At 40.9% G+C, this 20,353-nt stretch carries 13 protein-coding genes; 5 read left to right on the top strand and 8 right to left on the bottom strand.

The annotated features are described in order from the left end of the window. From R2Q94_RS07040 to R2Q94_RS07030, 3 genes are all read right to left on the bottom strand, one after another. Window positions 1-3,417 (bottom strand): SusC/RagA family TonB-linked outer membrane protein, encoded by a 3,417-nt coding sequence (locus R2Q94_RS07040; protein WP_316820742.1) that lies wholly within the window; start codon window positions 3,415-3,417, stop codon window positions 1-3. Window positions 3,418-3,459: 42 nt separating this feature from the next. Continuing rightward, window positions 3,460-4,539, bottom strand: coding sequence for a FecR family protein (locus R2Q94_RS07035; RefSeq protein ID WP_316820741.1), 1,080 nt, complete (start codon window positions 4,537-4,539; stop codon window positions 3,460-3,462). Between the two features lie 101 nt (window positions 4,540-4,640). Beyond that, complete coding sequence (locus R2Q94_RS07030; protein WP_316820740.1) at window positions 4,641-5,228, bottom strand: sigma-70 family RNA polymerase sigma factor; 588 nt, start codon at window positions 5,226-5,228, stop codon at window positions 4,641-4,643. Between the two features lie 216 nt (window positions 5,229-5,444). Between R2Q94_RS07030 and R2Q94_RS07025 the strand changes: the two genes are divergently transcribed. The 3 genes from R2Q94_RS07025 to R2Q94_RS07015 are packed head-to-tail and all read left to right on the top strand — an operon-like array spanning window position 5,445 to window position 7,865. Beyond that, a complete protein-coding gene (locus R2Q94_RS07025; RefSeq protein ID WP_316820739.1) occupies window positions 5,445-6,035 on the top strand; it encodes a porin family protein in 591 nt (196 codons plus the stop codon). Between the two features lie 26 nt (window positions 6,036-6,061). After that, a complete protein-coding gene (locus R2Q94_RS07020; RefSeq protein ID WP_316820738.1) occupies window positions 6,062-7,135 on the top strand; it encodes a sensor histidine kinase in 1,074 nt (357 codons plus the stop codon). Beyond that, window positions 7,122-7,865, top strand: a complete 744-nt coding sequence (locus tag R2Q94_RS07015) for a LytTR family DNA-binding domain-containing protein (RefSeq protein ID WP_316820737.1) — start codon at window positions 7,122-7,124, stop codon at window positions 7,863-7,865. The genes R2Q94_RS07020 and R2Q94_RS07015 overlap by 14 nt, the downstream gene beginning before the upstream one ends. Here the strand turns inward: R2Q94_RS07015 and R2Q94_RS07010 are convergent. After that, window positions 7,862-8,779: a DUF6268 family outer membrane beta-barrel protein gene (locus R2Q94_RS07010; protein WP_316820736.1), complete on the bottom strand. Its 918-nt coding sequence runs from the start codon at window positions 8,777-8,779 to the stop codon at window positions 7,862-7,864. The two genes, R2Q94_RS07015 and R2Q94_RS07010, sit on opposite strands and share 4 nt — an antisense overlap. Window positions 8,780-8,999: 220 nt before the next feature. Here R2Q94_RS07010 and R2Q94_RS07005 point away from each other — a divergent pair, with 220 nt between their 5' ends. Both R2Q94_RS07005 and R2Q94_RS07000 read left to right on the top strand, forming a co-directional pair. Further along, entirely contained in the window at window positions 9,000-9,800 is an 801-nt protein-coding gene (locus R2Q94_RS07005; protein ID WP_316820735.1) for a PAS domain S-box protein, read from the top strand. A 45-nt stretch (window positions 9,801-9,845) separates the two neighbouring features. Then, on the top strand, window positions 9,846-10,328 hold the full coding sequence (locus tag R2Q94_RS07000) for an N-acetyltransferase family protein (protein WP_316820734.1): 483 nt from the start codon (window positions 9,846-9,848) through the stop codon (window positions 10,326-10,328). A 111-nt stretch (window positions 10,329-10,439) separates the two neighbouring features. Here the strand turns inward: R2Q94_RS07000 and R2Q94_RS06995 are convergent, their stop codons facing one another. The 4 genes from R2Q94_RS06995 to R2Q94_RS06980 form a co-directional block, all read right to left on the bottom strand. Beyond that, window positions 10,440-11,345, bottom strand: coding sequence for a PorP/SprF family type IX secretion system membrane protein (locus tag R2Q94_RS06995; protein WP_316820733.1), 906 nt, complete (start codon window positions 11,343-11,345; stop codon window positions 10,440-10,442). A gap of 16 nt (window positions 11,346-11,361) precedes the next feature. Further along, a complete protein-coding gene (locus tag R2Q94_RS06990) occupies window positions 11,362-12,123 on the bottom strand; it encodes a gliding motility-associated C-terminal domain-containing protein (protein ID WP_316820732.1) in 762 nt (253 codons plus the stop codon). A 66-nt stretch (window positions 12,124-12,189) separates the two neighbouring features. Next, window positions 12,190-15,477, bottom strand: a complete 3,288-nt coding sequence (locus R2Q94_RS06985) for a tail fiber domain-containing protein (RefSeq protein WP_316820731.1) — start codon at window positions 15,475-15,477, stop codon at window positions 12,190-12,192. 41 nt (window positions 15,478-15,518) lie between these two features. Beyond that, window positions 15,519-20,288 (bottom strand): hypothetical protein, encoded by a 4,770-nt coding sequence (locus tag R2Q94_RS06980; RefSeq protein ID WP_316820730.1) that lies wholly within the window; start codon window positions 20,286-20,288, stop codon window positions 15,519-15,521. Window positions 20,289-20,353 lie beyond the last annotated feature (65 nt).

The raw sequence follows: 20,353 nt of genomic DNA, 5'->3' as shown, positions 1-20,353 counted from the left end.
TTATAAAGTAATGTTTGCACCAAATGAGATCCGCTGCGCAAAAGGATACATTGTACCACGTTCTATCCTAATGGTAGAAATCCGGAGAATATCATTCATGCTCAGGTTCAATCTGAGATTTTGAATCTTCAGACGCTTGATGAAAGGACTGTTGTTAAAAGTATAACCCAGGGTAATCGCAGAAATCGTTAAATAATTATTTTTCTGTACAAATCTGGAAGTTGCACCTACCCTGTTCGCACCGTTGATACTGGAATAACCACTATATTTTGCTTCATCACCGGGGCGGGTCCATTTTGCTTCATAAGCCCTTTCGTCTACGTTATACTCAGAGACATCAATATCCTCAACCTTAGAAACCAGCGTAGAATTGTAGAGGTAACCTCCATAAGAGTACCCTCCGGCTACAACCGCATCCCAGCCTTTATAAGCGAAATTAGCCCCTAATCCCCCGGAAAGTGTTGGACGTTCATCACCAATAACAACCTGCTCGGCAGCTCTCCATTCTGTTCCGATACTACCATCTCTGTATTGGTAAATTTCATTTCCGGTAGCAGGGTCAATCCCCAGGGAACGAATGGCATAGATTGCAGACCTGGAAGCACCTTCCACAAAAATATTAGGAGGTAATGTCGAAACTCCTCCCAAATCTTTGTCGTAATTAAATTGCAAATCATCAAGAATGAGCTTATTCCGTTGCTTCATGGCATCAGATATTTTGGAGATTTTATTTTTATTGGCCCCCATATTTGCCCAGATACCCAGTCTCGCCTTGTTTGGTCCACCTTGTAAAACCCTTAAATTCACACGGATATCAAATCCATTATTCTGCACTGATCCTATGTTGTCGGTAAAGCTCGCAAAACCTGTAGATGGTGCCAGAGTTACACTTTGTAATAGGTTGGAAGTGCTTTTCCAATAATATTCTGAATTGATATTCAATAGACCTGCGAACAAGCCAAAGTCCATCGCTACTTTCTTCTGACGCGTAGTTTGCCATTTCAGGTTGGCATTACCTAAACCCTGAATAACCGCACCGAAATCCTGATCATAAATACTCTCCGTATTGTACTTGTATTTCGTCATCGCCTGATAAGGCGCAAAATTCTGACTGGCAGTTTCGGCAATCCCAGCGGTGATCCTTAAATTGCTAAAGAAATTGAGTTTCTGAATAAAAGACTCCTTGTATAAGTTCCAACCCAATCCTGCAGACCAGACCGGAGCATATTTCTCATTTGATCCAAACTGTGAAGAGCCATCCAGCTTGAAAGATAAGTCTACAAAATATCGACTGTCGTAGGCATAATTAAATGTAGCCAGGAAACCTGCTAACCTACTGGTATTATCCAGACCATCAGGTCTGGTATTTTCTTTATACTGCTTGGCAAAGGCCAGATCATCCATTTTAGGATTGGGAAAACCTTGAGCAGTAATCCGCATGATACTGGAATTTGATTCCTTCACATTAAAGCCAGACAACAGGTAAAAGCTATGTTTTTCATTTATTAATTTACTAAATGTTGCAAATAAGGAACCCTCATAACCAAAAGATTTACTGTTGGACACATTCAGGTCACCACGTAGGGCATATGATGCCATATCAGGCGTAATTCCAGCAAATGCAGTGTGTTCTGCTGGTCTAAAATCTTTGGTATCTGACAATCGTTTGTTGATTCCTATTGTTGCTCTCAAACGAAAATCGTCACTGATTTTCCATTCAGAAGATAGATTATTAATGATCTCTGTATACTGACTTATACTTTGGGTATTAATTGTCCCATTGTATAAAGGGTTGATTATAAACTGATCTCTAAGCCCATTCTTAAAAGTCTCATATAAAAAAGGAGAGCCTGCACCACCTTCGCCAGGAATTGGGAAATAGGGTTTGGCATTAACAAAATCCTGGAAACTACCATAAGGTGAAGCTGTTCCTTTTGTATTTGCAATCTGAAGATCGTTTCTGAAGAGAAAATTCCCAGTATTGTAATTAAAAAGCATATTTCCCTGATAGTTGTCTCGGGATGAACCTTTCATCACTCCCGGATTAAAAGCGGCAGAGAATCCCACGCTATATTTAAAGGCCTGATCTCCTCCATCTAAGGTTAAAGAGTGGCGTTGCTCTACAGCGGTCTTTAATGGCTGAGAAAGCCAATAAGTATTTGTTCCCGCTTTAAGAAAGGCCAGTCGGTCATTATAAAGTTTCTGCCTTGAAATATGTTCGGAGGGAGTAGACGAACTGTACAAACCTACCCTTTCTTCAAACTCGAGTAAACGGGTTGCATCCAACATATTGTAATCTCTAAGATCTGGAATGACCATATTGGAACTTAAAGCATATGTAGCCCTCAATTTTCCAGCTGCCGGAGATTTGGTCACGATAACCACTACCCCATTTGCAGATCTTGTTCCATATATGGCTGCTGCAGATCCATCTTTTAATAAAGTTAAAGATTCAATTCTGTTCATATCCAAATCCACGATGCGCTCTAATGAGGTTTCAAAACCATCCAGGATAAAGAGTGGAAGGTTGGGGTTTCCGTAAAAAGTGGAGCGTAAATCGCCACTGGCGTAATTCTCGGTAAGGTTATTTCCTCCACGTATTTCAATATTTGGCAAAGCATTTGGATCTGAGCCGGCAAGGTTATTGTCAATAATCCGGAAGGAAGGATCCAGCAAACCTAATCCCTGAAGGATATTTCCAGTACTGAGTTTCATCAATTCCTGTCCGGTAAATGTAGTAGAACTTCCTGTATAGGTCTCCTTTTTACGATCGGAAATCCCCGTTACTACCACCTGATTCAGTTCAGAAACATCTTCTTTCAGTATGGTCTGGATATTGGAATTCTTTCCTACAGTCACTTCTGTACGAACAAAACCAATATAGGAAAGGATCAAGACTTCCTTTTCGGCTGCGCGGATCTGGTATTTTCCATTACTATCTGAAACAGTTGACCTGGAAGGATCTCCTTTAACACGGACAGAAACACCTGGCAAAGGTTTCTTCAAATGATCAATTACAGTTCCATTGATCTGTTGCAGACTAACTGCACCGGTTTGTTTTTCGATCTCAGCGATTTTAGCCTTCACGGCAATCATCGCTCCGTCTTGTTTAAATTTCAGGAATACCTTCATTTCCAACTCAGCCAGAACATCTTCAATAGAGCGGCTCTTTTTTGGGAAGCTGATCCTTTCCTGAGGGTTCAGCTTAATCGTGCTATAATAGAATTTTACCTGATACAGTTGTTCTATCTGACGAAAGGCTTGTTCAATAGTTTTGTTATTAAAGCTAAGGTTTTTCTTTTCCTGTGCTCCTGCGGATTGCAGAAAGACAAAAAAGAAGACAGCAATACAGTGCATACTGATCCTGCAGCAGGGTTTTATCCCATGCCGCAGCATAGCGACTAGATTTTCTTTCATAATTTGGGAAGTGGTGGTTGTAGGTTTGTTGGTTGAATTTATTTAGTTGAAACGGAGAATGACTTTCTCCTTTTCTATCTTGAATGTACAGTCGGTCGCAAAACAGAACATGTTGAGGACCCGTTCTAAAGATTCGTTTTCATAGGTGCCGGAAAATTTACCTGCCGACTTTTGTTGTCCGATGATTTCAATAGGCACACCATACCAATCTTCCAAAGCAGTAACCACTGCTCTAAAGCTGGTTTCTTTAAATTTGAGTTGCCCTTTGATCCAGGATTGACGTTGTTGAATATCAAAAGTTTCCTTTTCCATCAGATCTACAGACCTGTTCAACATCACCATATCTCCTGGGAGCAGGATTTCCGGCTGATTGTCCAAGCTTGAATTATAGGCCTTCTGAACTTTCAGTTTTCCACTTAGCAGTTCCACCTGTTGTCCTGATTCATGAGGATAAGCGCGCATGTAAAAGCTGGTTCCCAATACAGTTGCTTTCATATCGGAAGTTTCCAGCATAAAAGGAAGTTCAGCATTCGGACTGATGTCAAAATATGCCGCTCCAAGTAAAACTACTTTCCGATTGTCCTTATTATAGCCATGTGGTACTTTAAGTGTACTGTTGGCATTTAGAATAACCTTTGACTGATCAGCTAATGTCAGGGTCATTCTTTCTCCTAATGGCGATTTAAAAACCTGATATTTTGCCTGTTCTTTTCTTAAAGCCAGATCAGATTGTTGTCCTTCCTGATACTGGTTGAATAAAGTAATTCCCATTACCAGTAAAACTGCGGCAGCAGTAGCATACCAAATGCGGACAAACGACGGTTTTTTGTATAGAGGAACCAATTCGCCCTCCTGATTGGATGCTCCGGATTCTTCAGGAACAAATAACTGTGATTGTTGTGCCAATGCCAGAAGCTTAAATTCTTCCAGAGCCAGTTTCTCCTCACGGCTTTTCAGCATTTGATTTAAAGCGAACAACATCTTGCAGGCTTCATCGAGTGTCGCTTTATTTTCCGGAGATACAGCGGCGTAGGTTTCCCAGGTCAGTATATCCTGGGCATTGCTTTTATAACAATAATTGAGAAAGGTCTGATCTAAAATAAGTTGTTCTATAGTATACATTCGTATGGCGCTTTCCTACTAGACGGAATCAGCTTTAATTTTTACCAACCAATATTTGATTTTTTTTAAAAAATAAATAAACCAGAATCATCAATAAAAATCTACACAAAAATCAGGGTCATAAAAATACTCAGGTCCTTAGGACTCAAGTTCTCTTTAACCATTTCTTCTCTCATCCGTTTAATTCCTTCGAATAAATTGTTGTACACACTCCTGATGGTTAATGAGCTCCTTTCTGCAATTTCCTCATTACTCAATCCTTCATAATATTTTAAAAATATAACTGTCTGGCAACGTCTTGGTAAACCTTCATATATCCTGGATAGCTTTTCTTTCAGTTCTTCCAGGGCCTGACTATTGAGTAAACGCTCTTCTGTGGAAGGTTCAGACCAGGCATCAGAGAATTCATCCAATGATTCCATTTTATATTTCTGGGAGGAACGGTAGCTGTCAATAAGTTTCCGGCGAAAGGTAGTCGAGATATAAGCTTTCACATTGCTGACCTGACTAAAATCCGTCCCTTTTTCCAGGAAGCCCAAAAAGATCTGGTTGATCAGGTCTTTTACCGCACATAGATCCAGTCCACTTTTTAAACCTACAAAAACCAGGTAATTATAATGCTGCTGATACAATACGTAAATATCGTCCGATAGGGTTACTTCTGGTTGGGGTCCATTTATCACAGCCATGATTCAGCGCTTCTTATAATTTAAGACTGCAATCTACTATTCTAATTCTTTACCCTGAAATAAATTTAGCATAGTAGCATGTTTACCAATGGTCAAAGCTCCAATACCCTTCATCAAATTATTTTCCATTACTTCTGATTTATCCTCCTTTTTGCAGCATAAGGGAAGAGGAACCTCATTGGAATCTTCCGGAGTTAAACATTAAATATCATTCAAATGAAAAAACAATTATTACTGCCTGCAATCGCTTTAATGATGCTGGCAAACACTGCGAAATCACAAGAAAACAGTCCGGTACATATCGGATTAAAAGCCGGCGCTAATTATAGCAAACTATCACTTTCTGCTCCGGGCCTTTCAGGTAAATATTCGACCGGATTTTCGGCTGGTGCCCTGGCCAGAGTAGATCTTGCTGCAGCATATCTACAGGCTGAATTGTTGTACAGCAAAAAATCAGGTAAGCTGGAAAATGACGCCGCAATTCATCAAAAGGCAAAATGGTCGAGTCTGGATCTTCCTTTAGTACTGGGTTACAAAATTCTACGTACTGAGCAAATGAACCTGAGGATATTTGGAGGAGCTGTTTATAGCTATACCTTAAACGACAAGAGTTCCATCTTTAAACAAATCAATCCTGCATTCAGGGAGTTTAACAAATCCAATGTGGGTTATCAGGCTGGTGCAGGAATTGATGTAGGAAAGCTTACTTTTGACCTGCGTTATGAAGGTGCATTAACGGACATCGATAAAACATTCAAATCCCGTCCTAAATCCTTTCAGGCAAGTGTTGGATTCCTGATTTTTTAATCCAGTGCTTTAACATTAAGCTGATAATGAAAAAATTCCATTTCAATAAACCCCTGGTTTTCATTTCCTCTTTCTGGATCTTACTGGGTTTTACTTTATGGTCTCAATTGAAAAGAGACTTCCCCTTACTCGATACTTCAGGAACCACGATTCTTACGGTCTTCTGTTCGGCACTGATCTCCCATACTTTGAGTAATGGTTTATTACCGATTGCCTTAAGAAAAGGGAAAATGCAGATTTTTGTTGCCCAGGCAATTATTGCAACGGTTATTTTAACCGCCACAATATCGGGATTATTCTATGGCACCTATTGGCTCATCATTCATGGCACCCAGTATGACAATTCCGCTCAGCTGGAACAGCATCAGGATTATCTGGTGGTATTTTTAAGGACCATTCCTTCTGCTTTACTGATCATTGGCTCTACTTGTGGTTTTCAGTTTTATCAGGAACATTATAAAATGGCGCAAAAACATACCTTGTTACAACAGGCGCATCTGGAAGCACAGCTAAGGATATTACAGGATCAGATTAATCCTCACCTCATGTTCAATGTGCTGAATCACCTGCATATTCTTATGAAAAAAGATGTAGATCTTGCTTCTACTTTACTGATCAAATTTTCAGACATTCTAAGGTATCAGTTGTATGAATGTAACCGGGAAACACTCCCATTGGAAAAGGAGGTCAGCTATTTAAAAAACCTGGTCTCCGTAGAAAAAATTCGCTGGGGGGAAGAACTTCAGGTTGATTGTATATGGAACATTACAAATGGAAAGCGGGACATTGTCCCGCTTTTGCTCGTTCCATTTGTAGAGAATGCATTTAAACACGTTTCCCGTTTGCCGTCTGAAAGAGGCTTTGTCCGTTTGTCCTTAAATCAGGAGCATGAACAACTGACCTTCATCATAGAGAATTCAAACTCTCCAAAACCTGCCCGCAAAAATGAAAATAGCGGGATTGGCCTGGAAAATGTACAAAAACGTTTGTTGATCCTTTATCCAGGGCATCATGACCTGGAAATTACACGCACAGATGCCCATTTTAAAGTTGTTTTAGTTATTCAATTAGATCGAAAGGTAAATTATGTCGGTTACTAAAAATGCGATAGACCAGCCCTTATCCTGCCTGATAGTAGATGATGAACCCATTGCCCGCGCAGGAATTAAAGATTTCATAGAGCAGGTAGATTTCCTGCAACTGGTAGGTTCTTGTGGAACTGCAATGGAAGCTTCGGATTTCATCCATAAAAACCAGGTAGACCTCTTATTTCTGGACATCAATATGCCTTACTTATCAGGTTTAGAATTACTGGAATCCATGGAAAACCCACCATTAACGATTCTTACAACTGCTTATTCAGAGCATGCGCTGGAAGGTTATCGTCTACAAATTGTAGACTACCTGCTAAAGCCGATTCCATTTCAGCGTTTTCATCAGGCGGCTACCAAGGCACGTCAACTGCATCATTTGCAACGTTTACAAAAACAGCCTCAAGCGATGGATCCTTATTTATTTGTACGTCAAAAAGATAGTTTTAAGAAAATCCAGTGGGCGGATATCCTGTATGTGGAGGGTATGCAGAATTATGCGAAACTAAAATTTATTGATCAGGAATTGATCATTCATCAAACCTTAGTTTCCCTGGAAGAGATACTGCCCGCTGAACACTTTTTCAGGATTCATAAATCATATCTGGTTAATATCTCTAAAATTGATGTAGTGTCGGGAGGACGAATTTTCATAGGGGACCATGAGTTGCCTATTTCCCGACACCGAAGAGAGGATATATTAAAGGAGATCGTTTACAATAAACTCATCAGCCGCTAAGGCTTTCCAAAATTCCATTTGAGACCAACAGCTCCATATGCTGTGGTCTCAAAATGCGGAGGATTTTCCTTTTTTTGCTCTTTAAAGAAATCTTTCAACTTTCGGCTGGTAAATTCCATCGAACGGTACAATGAAGCGCCTGCGGTCAGCTGTAATGATAATGATTTACTTAATTTAAATTCAGGCTGAAATCCCGAAATCACCTGCAGATAGGACAACAATGCTTCGTCTTTTCTACCTACATCAGCTGTCATAGAGCTGACCTCAGCTACTGCTTTCAATTTAATAGACTCGCTGGCTTTAAAGGCTAATTCTACTTTTTCAGGGAAATTGACCATTACCTGGAACTTTCCATTGGTTTTCCAGTTTAGAAAGATGGCAGGCAACACCATAGGCACACCAAAAGTATTAGAGACTACAGGACCTACGCCCAGGGCCAGATTGGGATTAAACTGTTTAATAAAAATCACTCCTCCCATCACAAGAATGTCTTTGGAGGAAATATCTTTCATATCCGTATACACTCCTGCAGAGGCCATAAATAACATGTTCCAGCTTTTGCTCAATGGACGCAGGTGCATTAGACCTACACTCGCATTGAGCAGCTCGTCTGGAAACAATTGTACATCATAATTCTGATTTTTAATTTTAGCATAGGAACCACCCAGGCTTACCGCCCATACTTTGGCTCTGCCCAGGGAATCCATTTTCACAGACAAAGGAATACCAATGCCTCCTTCTATCCTTTTCATATCACTTTTTTGCGCTGTTTTCCCCGCATTACCTTCGGGAATATATCTGGATAGTGGAATGTATTCTGCTTTCAATCTGAAGCCTGACAGTTCCTGTGCTTTGCTCTCTAGTCCGCTGATCAGGGCAATCAGAATAATAATGCCGTAATTAAGAAATTTCATAATGTTTTTCTGTATCAATGATTAAATAAATTATCCGGCGAATTACGTCAGGATATGATCCTTACAGAAATAATATTGACCAGTGGCACTTTCATGTTGACAACTGGCATCACCTTATACTATGCAATAAGATTATCAGAAATTTAACCCGAGTTTCATTTTTTTAATACATTTGCAGCTGAGAGAGTTATCCTGATTTATTCCAAAGCATATCAACCGTTTGAAGACAAGAAACTATAGAATTCCTATCATTTATATCGTTATTGGTATTTTTTGGATCACATCTAGTGACTACCTTCTGCTTTCTTTTGCTTCGGAATTTGTACCTGAAATTTCCTGGTATGTTGCATCCTTAAAAGGGATCATTTATATTCTGGGAACTGGCTATCTTTTGTATTACCTGATGAATAAGGAAAGGGAAAAAACAGTAAAGGCAGACAATAAACGGATGGCGGATATTGTCGACAAAATGAATAATCTGATCATCATGTCTGATATTTCCGGTAACATCACCTGGGTAAACCGCGCATTTGTGAGCATTACAGGATATACCAAACAAGAGGCTCTTGGAAAAACACATGCCAGTCTTTTATATGGCCCGGAAACAAATCAGGAGGTGGTCTGTCAATTGGCAAAGGCTATTCAAAACCGGGAATTTTTCAGCGGCGAATTGGTCAATTATGCCAAATGTGGAAAAGCCTATTGGTCTCAATTCAACCTTTCTCCTATGTTCAATTTAAATGGTAGCTTAGAAGGCTATCTTTCTGTCGAGAATAACATCGACGACAGCAAGGACAGAGAAGACCTGATCGTTCAGCAACACCGAAAATTAAAGGCGGTATCCTGGTTTAATTCCCATGAAATCAGGAAGCCAGTCGCTTCTATTCTGGCCCTATCAGAGTTACTTATGGAAGAAAAAAATGCGGAAGAACAGCAAGAACTCATAAAATACCTCCACCAAAGCGCTGTCAACCTGGATCTTATCATTCATCAGATCAATGAAGCGGCGGCTGTAAAATAAATTATGTACCTTTGATCCCAGCATCAAACCAACAATTTCCTTAAAATGATCCGGCAGTTTACACCATCAGATCTTAACCCGATGAGGGAGATCTATAATCACTATGTGGAAAATACACTACTTACATTTGACGAAGTAGCATTGAATTCGCAAGAATTTGCGGATAAACTGGCTCCTGTACTTTCCAAATACCCTTGTCTTGTTTATGAGAAAGAAGGAAAAGTTTTAGGTTTCAGTTATGCTACCGCCTGGAAAGAAAACCCGGCCTATCGTTTTACAGTGAGCACTGCCATTTATTTGGATCCTGAAGCGATTGATAAAGGTACAGGAACCGCACTTTACAAAAAGTTGATGGAAGAACTACGTGAGATGAAAATTCATTCCATTGTTGCAGGGATTCTTATGCCAAATGAAAAGAGCACAAGAATGCATGAAAGATTAGGTTTCAGCAAAGTAGCTCACCTTAGCCAGATTGGTTATAAATTCAATAAATGGGTAGATGTAAGCTATTGGCAAGTCAGCCTTTAAATCCTGAAAAACGAATTTAACGCTCCATAAATAAAAAAAGCGTTGAACCTTATGAAGGTTCAACGCTTTTTTTATTTATGGTTCATGATCATGGATCAAATGGAAGCTGATTTATTTTCCTTCGTTGAACAACTTAATTTTAAGGTTGATCTCAAAGTCTCCTCCTGTACGTTGTCGTTCTCCGGCCAGCTGACTGGTGTAATATCCCTGAATCACATATCTATCGTAACTGACACCTACACCAAACGTAGAACTTTTGTCGCTATGGTACATCCCTAAAAAGGAAATGATGTTATTTTCCAGCTTAACGTTGGTTCCAATATCCCAGATGTTATCGATGTCTTTTGCCCCTCTGAAACTAATCTTTGGTTCTATAGAAACCACATCCAGACTCGTTCCGATTTTATAGGAGGCAGCTACAAAATAGGTAGAACCATCTACCGTATTCTGATCGTCTTTTTGCATGAATTTCTTCAAATTAGGTAAAGCACCCTGTAGGGTAAATCTTTCGTTGGTAAATGCAATCCCAAAATCACCATCTACAAATGCCTTACGCTGGTTAAAATTCTGTGCAGAGATATCGTCTGGTGCAGCAACAATATTGTTGTTATCCAGCTTTTCTTTCATCATGCCCAGGGAAACACCGAAATGCAGGCTTCTGTTATCACCATTTAAAGACAAATGATAGGCATAAGTTCCCATCACACGGGTACGGCCAATTAAGCCTGCCTTATCGCTATATACGGAAAGTCCTAATCCTACCTTTTCATATCGATAATCACCGGTTACAGACATCGTTACAGGTGATCCTGGAATAGATCTCCATTGGTTACGATAACCCATATTTACATTTAATCCCTGCGTCATCCCAGCGAATGCCGGATTACTGAGGTATTGATTTTCATAATACTGGCCTCCCAAAGGTCTGATCTGAGCCTGCGCATCCTGCGCCACATTGAAAAGTCCCACCATTAAAGCTCCGCCTGCTAAAATCCTCCGCACTACTAATTTCATCATGATCAATTTTATCTGATTATTTGTCTCTTACTATAGAAATAAATCCTGTTTTTTTACCTTTTCCTGAATCGATGGTCAGGATATAATAATAGGTGTCCTCCTGAAGCGGCACCCCATTAATCATCCCATCCCAGGAATTGTCGTAGCCAAACATCGTGAATACCACCCTTCCTTCACGATCGAAAATTCTCAACTCATTGTTTGGATAGAGCTGGATATTTTTAACAATCCAGGTATCATTTTTACCATCTCCATTAGGAGTGATCATATTATTTGCTTCCAGCTCGCTATAAGGTTTAATTGCCGAAGCCAGCATACTTACTGCGGTGATATCTGAAAGGAGAATGGCTTTGGTAAACAGCTGACCAATGTATCGTCCATCCGCATTGGCCACGCTTTCTTTTACCTGGATAAAGTCTTTAGCATTGTTACTGGTTACAGGGGAATATGCCAATACCAGATTTTTACCTTCGTTGCCATTCAGTTCCACATCCTCATAACTCAGCGCCAGTTCTCCTTCAAAATCTACAGGTTTGCTAAATCTGTACATCCTTTGGATACTATTGTACTTAGGAAAGATCACCACATTGGGCTGTTTGCTAATGCTCAGATTTTTCATACTCCAATCATTTGCGGGAACTAATGTTAAGCCATCCGTACTGAATACAGTTCCATTTTGAATAAAAAGACCATCTGAATTCACTTTTAACTGCGCCTGCAATTCTGCTACTGGTAGCAACAGAAAACCAAGGGCAAGTGAGGAGATTATTTTCTTCATTATTTTATCATTTATTCCCTTAGAAAGGGGGGATTAGTTTTTGATCAGCGCAGATAAGGCATGATCCTAGTTCAATTTTTTAAGAATCTGATCGATTTGCTCTTGTTGCTTATTCATTCTTATTTTCAGCTCTTCGATTTCTTTTTGTTGTTCTTTTACGGCCTGAATCAGGATTCCCGTCAATTGAGTATAATCTACTTTCAGAAAACCATCTTTACCTTCAGTGACCATTTCCGGATATACTTTTTGTAACTCCTGTGCGATCACCCCGATTTTCGGACCTGTCGCATATTTATTCTGGTCTTTATACACAAACCTTACTCCCCTGATCTGATCAATCTTTTGAAGTGTTGAACTCAGTGTCTCGATATGATCTTTTAGTCTACGATCAGATGGTGTATAAAAATTCTGACGTATGGTTAGGCTTTGCGCAAAGATGACACTTCCATCTGCTTCAAAAGTGGCTCCTTTTCCGGCTCCCCCATCTGCACTGATCGCATTTGCACCAAGCTTGATATTTTCAATTGCGGTATGGTTACCCAGATTGTCCTTTGCAGCAGCTGATACAGCAGTTAATCCTGCCTCTAATGTTTGTTTGTTTACCGCGTCGAATGCTGTGATTGGATCAGCAAGATTACTCAACTTAAATCCACCCATTTCAATATCTGCTCCTGCCGCAGCAAAACCGCTTAATGAAATGGCTGTTTTTGCAATTTCAGAGGCTTTACCATTTACATCACCAACAAGGAAATTGTCTTTGCCTAGTTGAAGTGCTCCTGCTACAAATGTTTTCGTGTCTACATAATTTTTTGTAGCTGCATCTTGCCCTACCGCCGGTTCTGAGAGTCCTGATAATTTAAATCCACCCATAAGCACATCTGCTGCTGCTGCACCAAATCCACTCAATGGAACTGCAGTTTTAAGGGTTGAAGTGGCGATACCTTTTGCATTCCCTACATACAGATTGCCTTCGTCCAGTTTATTGTCCATCGGAATCCAGTCCGTTCCATTGTAAACATATAAGTGCTGATCTGTGGTATTGTAATATGTATCTCCTGCCACTGCGCCGGTTGGTGCCGTTGGTCCTTCAGGAGTTTTAGTCGTTTTGGAATCTACATAAGCTTTAGTCGCCGCATCTTGTGCCAATGCCGGATCAGCAAGGTTAGTTAATTTAAAGTTAGTGGTTCCATCACCGAAAGAAATGTCTGCTTTTGGGCTTGCAAAATCGCTCAATGATATGGCAGATTTTTTTACTGCGTCTGCTTTATTAACCGCATTACCTACCAGGATATGGTCAGTAGGCAATGTCATTGCTGCGGGATTGGCAACTTTGGTATCTACATAGTTTTTCGTTGCTGCGTCCTGTGGTTGTTTCGGATCCGCCATAAAATTGATCTGGAACTGCGTAGTTACATCACCCATTTCAATATTCGCAACTGGCTTGGCAAAACCACTCAAAGGGATCTGAATCTTAGGAATTGCTGTTGCTTTTCCAGTTGCATTTCCAACAAACATATTCTCTTCCGGAAGCGATAAAAGTGTAGCAGGGCTCTGGAACAAAGCATCTACATATTTCTTCGTTGCTCCATCTGTTTCCACCTTAGGATCGGCGAGATGACTTAATACAAAACCGCCAAAAGATACATCAGTTGCGGCAGCGCCAAATCCACTTATAGGAATCGTACTCTTTAAAACATCCGCAGCTTTTCCATTCACATCCCCTACAAAAAGGTTTCCTGTGCTCAGTGTTAAACTAGAAGCGGCAATGGGTTTTTCATCTACATATTTTTTAGTCACCGCATCCAGTTCCGTTTCCGGTGCTTTCAGGTTGCTAATCTTAAAACCGGCCATAGAAAAGTCGGCAGTTGGGGCGCCAAATCCGGTAATTGGAACCGCATTTTTAAGGATCGGACTGGCCACATTCAAATCATTTCCAATTAATAAACTTCCTTTTGTAAGCGTAATTTTATTAGGATTAATGGGTCTGGTATCTACATAATTCTTAGTTGTTGCATCCTGTGGATCTGTAGGCTCTGCCAGGTTGATGATTTTATACTTCGCACCTGCTCCGCTTACCCCCATTGATACATGCTCCATTGCTTTATCAAATCCTGAAATCGGGATCAGGTTCTTTGGCGTTGCAGTAGCCACATCGGAAGTATTACCTACGAAAAAATTATTGTTTGGCAATGCCAGAGCTGTTGGATCCTTAAACAAATCATCCACATAGCCCTTGGTTGCTGCATCGGTTGCCACAGAAGGACTTTTCAGATTTTTGATCGCAAAATTATTGGTTCCATTTCCCATACGAACATCCGCTAATGGGAAACCGAAACCACTGAATGGAATATTGGATTTATCTAGTTTTTCGTTGCTGATGGCCAAATTACCAATGGTCAATTTCCCAGCACTGCTGATGGTTGCATCACCCGACAAAGGAACAGATACCGCTTCACTTGAAGCATTTCCGACAAAGATATGGCCTTCGTTTAGCACATTATCTACCGATACCCAACTGGTCTTGTTGTACACATAAAGTTTATGATCTGCCTGGTTGTAAAACAAATCTCCCTCTCTCACCTTTACAACTAAAGGATCAGGATTCGTATTTCCAGTTGGTGTAGAGCCGTTCGTAGAGATTTTGAACCATAATGCCCCATTATAGATATAGGTATTGTTATCGTCTTTATTGAAAAACATCTCTCCTGCTTTTGCAGGATTTGGGAACTCTGATTTGGTTCCACTCGCGATGACTCCCCCACCTAAATTGACCCAACCTTTTTCTGTAAAAGCGTAAAGTTTCTTATCGGTTACATTATAGAAAATATCTCCGAATTTAGGATTAGTAGGAATTTCTGCATCTGTACCAGATTTGAATGCCCGTATGTCTTTATCGATATCCTGAATTGCGGCATTCATAACGGCTATTTTTAAAGCATCGTTCGCATACTCAGGATCAAATGTTCCTAAGGGATATCCATTAGCAGTTGGTCTAAACAATGTTCCCATTGCATAGGCTGTTGGATAAGTTAAATAATCAAAAGCTGCTCCTCTTAAATAAGTGACATCAACTGTTAATTTTCCCCCGGTAATACTTACAATTTTATCGATTCTATAGGTTTGTCCTGCAAAATCGGCAATCATATCCCCAGGTAGAATTTCAGATACGGAAAAAATAAAAGCAGGATCAGTAAATGTACCTTCAATCGAATAGTTCGAATTTGCGGTAGTAGGCGTTTCTGAGGCGCCACTAATATAAAATCTACCACTCAGTAGTGTCTGGGCTTTACTGTCAAAGCCATAAAATACACTTGAGATTGTCAATATGACTACATATAAAAAACCTTTTCTCATTCCAAAATCCATTGTGCCTTGATTCAGTAAATTCCAATAAATTAAAAAGTAAACACAGCAGTATAGGTTTTGTACGGTCCAGGGCTAAATCTCAAAACCAGGGCATTATTACCTACACTATCAACAGAAAACATATTTGTTGCTCCTTTTACTCCGGATGACCAATAGTTAGCAGGGAAACCTGAAAATCTATCAATCACACTAATATTTGCTGGTGGCCAGAATTCATCTATTGAAGTATTATTCATGTTTACGTCTCTGATCTCAAATAATACAACAGGAGCTTGTTCTGCAGGAGTCTTACCGAACATGGTATTGTCAATATTCAACCTGAGTACATCCAACCTTACGCCTGTCGGAACAGTAATGATAAATTTAGTCTTAAGTCCAGGTACGTCGCCATCAACCTGCGCTATGGTTATTCCATCTGCTGATGCTTTAACCTTCGCATAAGCCAGACTATTTGGATGGTAGTACTTGATACTACCTGAAGCTGCACCTCCACCACCTGTTGGCGCTGGTGCCCATACTGCTGCAGTTCCAGCGGAATTTACCGTTAGTACTTTGTCTTTATCTGCGGCAGTAACAATCGGATAATTGGTCAGTTTGTTTTTCTCAGCAGGTAGCATCAAACCGGCATCAGTAGTTGTGCTTGCAGGAATGACTGCAGCGCCATTACCGGTAGAACTGTTGATCGTTCCATTAGTAGCACTTGATGTATAAGTAAGATCAGTTTTAGTTGAAATTACTCCGGCAGCATCAATAGCAATACCAGCACCTGTTTTCACACCACCAAGGGCAGAAGCTGTAGCTGCAGGCAAGGTATAAGCTGTACCGCCACCAGTTGCTGGTGTTACCCAGGTTGCATCACCCGAAGCATTAGCGGTAAGTACTTTACCAGCATCAGCAGCTACAGGGCTTGTAATTTTATTTAATTTCACTTTATCTGTCGCTGGCATCAGTCCGGCTACTGAAGTAGTCACGCCGGTCAGTATCGCTGAATTTCCAGTACTGGATTGCAAAGTACCATTGATTGGCCCAACTGTGTAAGTCAGGTCAGTTGCTACTGGTGCAGCAGTAATGGTAATATTCGCGGAACCATCAAAAGCCACTCCATTTATTGTTCTTGGCGTGATTAACTTAGTGGCAGTCGTGGCATTAAAACCACCTGTACCATCTCTTTTTACAATGGTATTTGCTGTGCTTGCAGTAGTTGCTGCATTAGCAAGGTCAACCCCTGATTTAATATTTGCCGCTGTTGCACCGCCAACAGATGCGACCAAAGGCAGATCTGCTGTTCCCGAAGGATGGGCCAAATCACCTGCCAGTTTAACGATACCTTTTGTCGTAGAGGTGGCTGCCACACCACCAGCCTGAGCATCCACATAAGTTTTCACTGCTTTTGCGCTAGGGTATTTTAGGTCTGATCCACCATCATTTGTGATGCTAGTGGTTTTATTACTGAGATCTTCTTTCAGATCAACCCCCAGCTCTGTTTTAAGTGCTGTAGGTGTAACTTGCCCTAATGTTGTTGTACCAGTCGCTTTGATATAGTTTCCTGCGGTATAAGAATTCATTCCAGTACCCCCATTTGCCACACCTACCGTCCCTGAAACCGTAGTTGCCGAACTTGCGTTTCCTATGACATCACCAACAATTTTACCTGTCCCATCTCTTTTAACAATGGTATTTGGCGTAGCTGCAGAAGTTGCTGCATTTGCTGCATTTGCACCTGTTGCCACCTGTGCAGCAGTTACACCACCTACAAAAGCAACTTTAGGCGCAACGGCGGTTCCATTTAGATCGGCAGCCAGTTGCACTAAACCTTTACTGGACGTAGTTGCGTCTGGTGCTCCTGCTGAAGTAGAGGCATCTACATAAGCTTTTACCGCTTTTACACTTGGGTATTTGTCGTCAGACAAAGCATCTGCTGAGACACTAAGACTCTTATTAGCAAGCAATTCTTTACCGTCTAATAATACCTGAGCAGCAGTACTTACCGGTTTATCGGCATCACTAGTATTGTTCACATTGCCCAAACCAAGATCGGCAGCTGTTAGCGTCACATTTCCTGTCTTAGTATTTACAGATTGTACGCCAGCACCTGGAGTAAGGATTTCTTTCCAATTGTTCAAATCAGTTGCTGGAGTAGCTGCCAGTACAAAACTTTTGGAAGCTGTGGTATTGATCACTGTGCTTCCAATCTGCGCTCCGGTAATCGCCAGCATTTCTGCCTGACTGGATACCACATTTACAGAAGAAAAAGAGATCGCAGGAATCTGGCTGGTTGGAATTTTTCCATTACCGTCTAAGGTTGCTACTCCACCTATCGCTGCTTTTTCAGATTTATTAATCTTATCATCTAAAGCCGTTTTTGTCGCATCACTAAGCGTTTTATCCTTATCAGCTGTATTCGTTACTTTATCTAAACCGAGCTCTACTTTTAATTGTGTTTTACTAATTTGCGCAAGTTTCGTTGCTGTTTCTGCGATCAGAATTCCTCCGGCAGTATACGTATCCAATCCTGTTCCACCTTTTGTAACTGGTAAAACTGTGATTAAAGGTTCTTTTAATAATAATCCCGGAACGGTTGGAGCTTCTGCAATACCTCCAAGGTCTCCTGCCAGTTGCACTTTCCCTAACAGGGTTGTGGTTGCATTTGGAACCCCTCCTGCTCCAATTACGGCGGCATTCACTTTAGTTTCTACATAAGTACGAACAGCACTTTCTGAAGGATATTTATTAGCTGAGTTTGTGGCCAGTGTACCATCTGTTGTTTTATTGACTAAATCCTCCTTGAGGTTAATGCCCAAATCTGCTTTCACCTGATCTGGCGTTCTTTCCTGCAAGGTCGTTGCGTCCAGCGCATTGATATAACTTCCAGGGGTATATGAAACAATACCAGTACCCCCATTTGGCACCTGAACTACTCCCGTAACCGAGGTCGCAGAGGTCGCAGTTGAGGCATTCCCAATTAAATCACCGGTTACCTTTCCCACGATAATATCTCCATTGGCATCTCTTTTCACAATGGTTTCTCCCAGATTAGCTGAAGTTGCAGCATTAGCCAGGTCTACCCCTTTCTTAATATCAGCAGCTGTAGCACCGCCAACTTTTAATACTTGTGGTGCATCCGCTGCTCCTCCCAAGTCATTAGATAACATCAACTGGCCCTTTACCGTAGTTGTTGCATCTACCACAACGCCATTTGCATCTATATAAGTTTTCACGGCTTTTACCGTTGGATATTTTACATCAGAAGCAGCATCTGTTAGAATTGAAAAGCTTTTATTCGCTTTATCTTCTTTGGCATCCAGGGCAGTTTGTGTTTGTGTACTGATTGGCTTATCAAGGTCACTTACGTTATCTACATTGCCAAGGCCTAAATTAGCTTTTGCATCTGTTACATTATTTGCGCCGGTTCCACCATTTACAATGGCTACGATTCCGGTCACATTTGCAGCATTTCCTGAGATATCCCCGGTTACTTTAGTACCACTTACCGTTCCAATTTTAGCATCAGTTACACTGCCATCTTTAATTTTATCAGCAGTAATTGCCTGGTCAGCAATTGAAAGAGGAATTAGATTTCCGTCTCCTGTTAAAGTAGCATCATGTCTCACTGAAGTTAGGCCCCCACCAGCAGCAGTCGTAATTTTTGCCTGTAATTCTTCAAGTGCCGCTTGTACGTTAGTAGAAGTAACCCCTCCTTTAGGCTCTACAGGTACTGTACTTGCTACCTGTTTCCCCGAACCAGCACCACTACCTACTAAACCGGCTAAATCTACCCGACTATTTCTTGGTCCTGAAATGGAAAGCACTGTTCCTTCCAGACTTAAACTTTGATTTAAATCCGCTAAACTCACGGTATTACTGCCTTTAATAGACAAATTATACCCGGCGTCGAAGCTCAACATCGGTAATAGCCCGCCTGCAGCTAGTTTATCATCTACATATTTTTTTGTTGCGGCATCCTGATTATTGGAGGGATCCAATAAGTTTGTCAACTTGAAACCGCCCATAGAGATGTTTCTTGCCGGAGCACCGAATCCACTTAATGGAATATTCTTTTTATCCAGGTCAATATTTGCTATTGTACCATCAGCAATTTTTATAGAAGTTACCGCATGATCAGCAAGATCAAGCGTCAGATCAGTTAAAACTGCTCCATTTCCATTACCAATTGCGATTGTCCCGAAAGAAGTGACAGTTTTCCCCGCACCAGGCAAGGAATTCCCCGGAATACCCGGCTCCCCTTTTTCGCCTTTCTCACCGGTATCACCTTTTACTCCTGGATCTCCTTTTAATCCGTTCAGTCCAGGCTCACCTTTTGCGCCACTATCGCCTTTGTCCCCTTTTGGGCCGACCAATAAAATACCGTTATTTGGCCATGCACCTGCCGTTTTTGGACCATAAAGGCTATTATTACCCAAATGCAGATAAAAATCGCCATTGGTACCGATCAAAGGAGAAGGTGTTGTAGCACCACTTAGAATGGTGTTTCCGTTGGAACCGGACCCCCCGGTACCTATTTCTGAATTACTAGCCAGTTTCTGCCATTGGCCATTATTATAATAATAAAAACCCGGAAGATTATTTGTTTGGTAAATCAATAAACCATTGGCAGGATTATTGATCCCTTCACGTTGAATAAGGGAGAGTCTTGGAATAAGTAAACCTTTTGAAGTAGAAAGCACTTCAAGTTGCGCACTGGCATCTGGTACATTAGTACCTATTCCTACCTGAGCTTTTGCACCAAATGCAAATAGCAACCCAATAAGCATGGTATATTGCTTAACTGTTTTATTCATGAGATTACGGTATTGTTAAAATAGATCGTGATAATTTAGGTATAGGCTCAATGGAACCTCTTACT

The sequence above is a fragment of the Pedobacter gandavensis genome, assembly GCF_032678465.1.
In the GTDB taxonomy this organism is placed as follows: Bacteria; Bacteroidota; Bacteroidia; order Sphingobacteriales; family Sphingobacteriaceae; genus Pedobacter; species Pedobacter gandavensis_B.
Note: the sequence above shows the minus strand (reverse complement) of the source record. Positions and strands in the feature narration are given on the sequence as shown.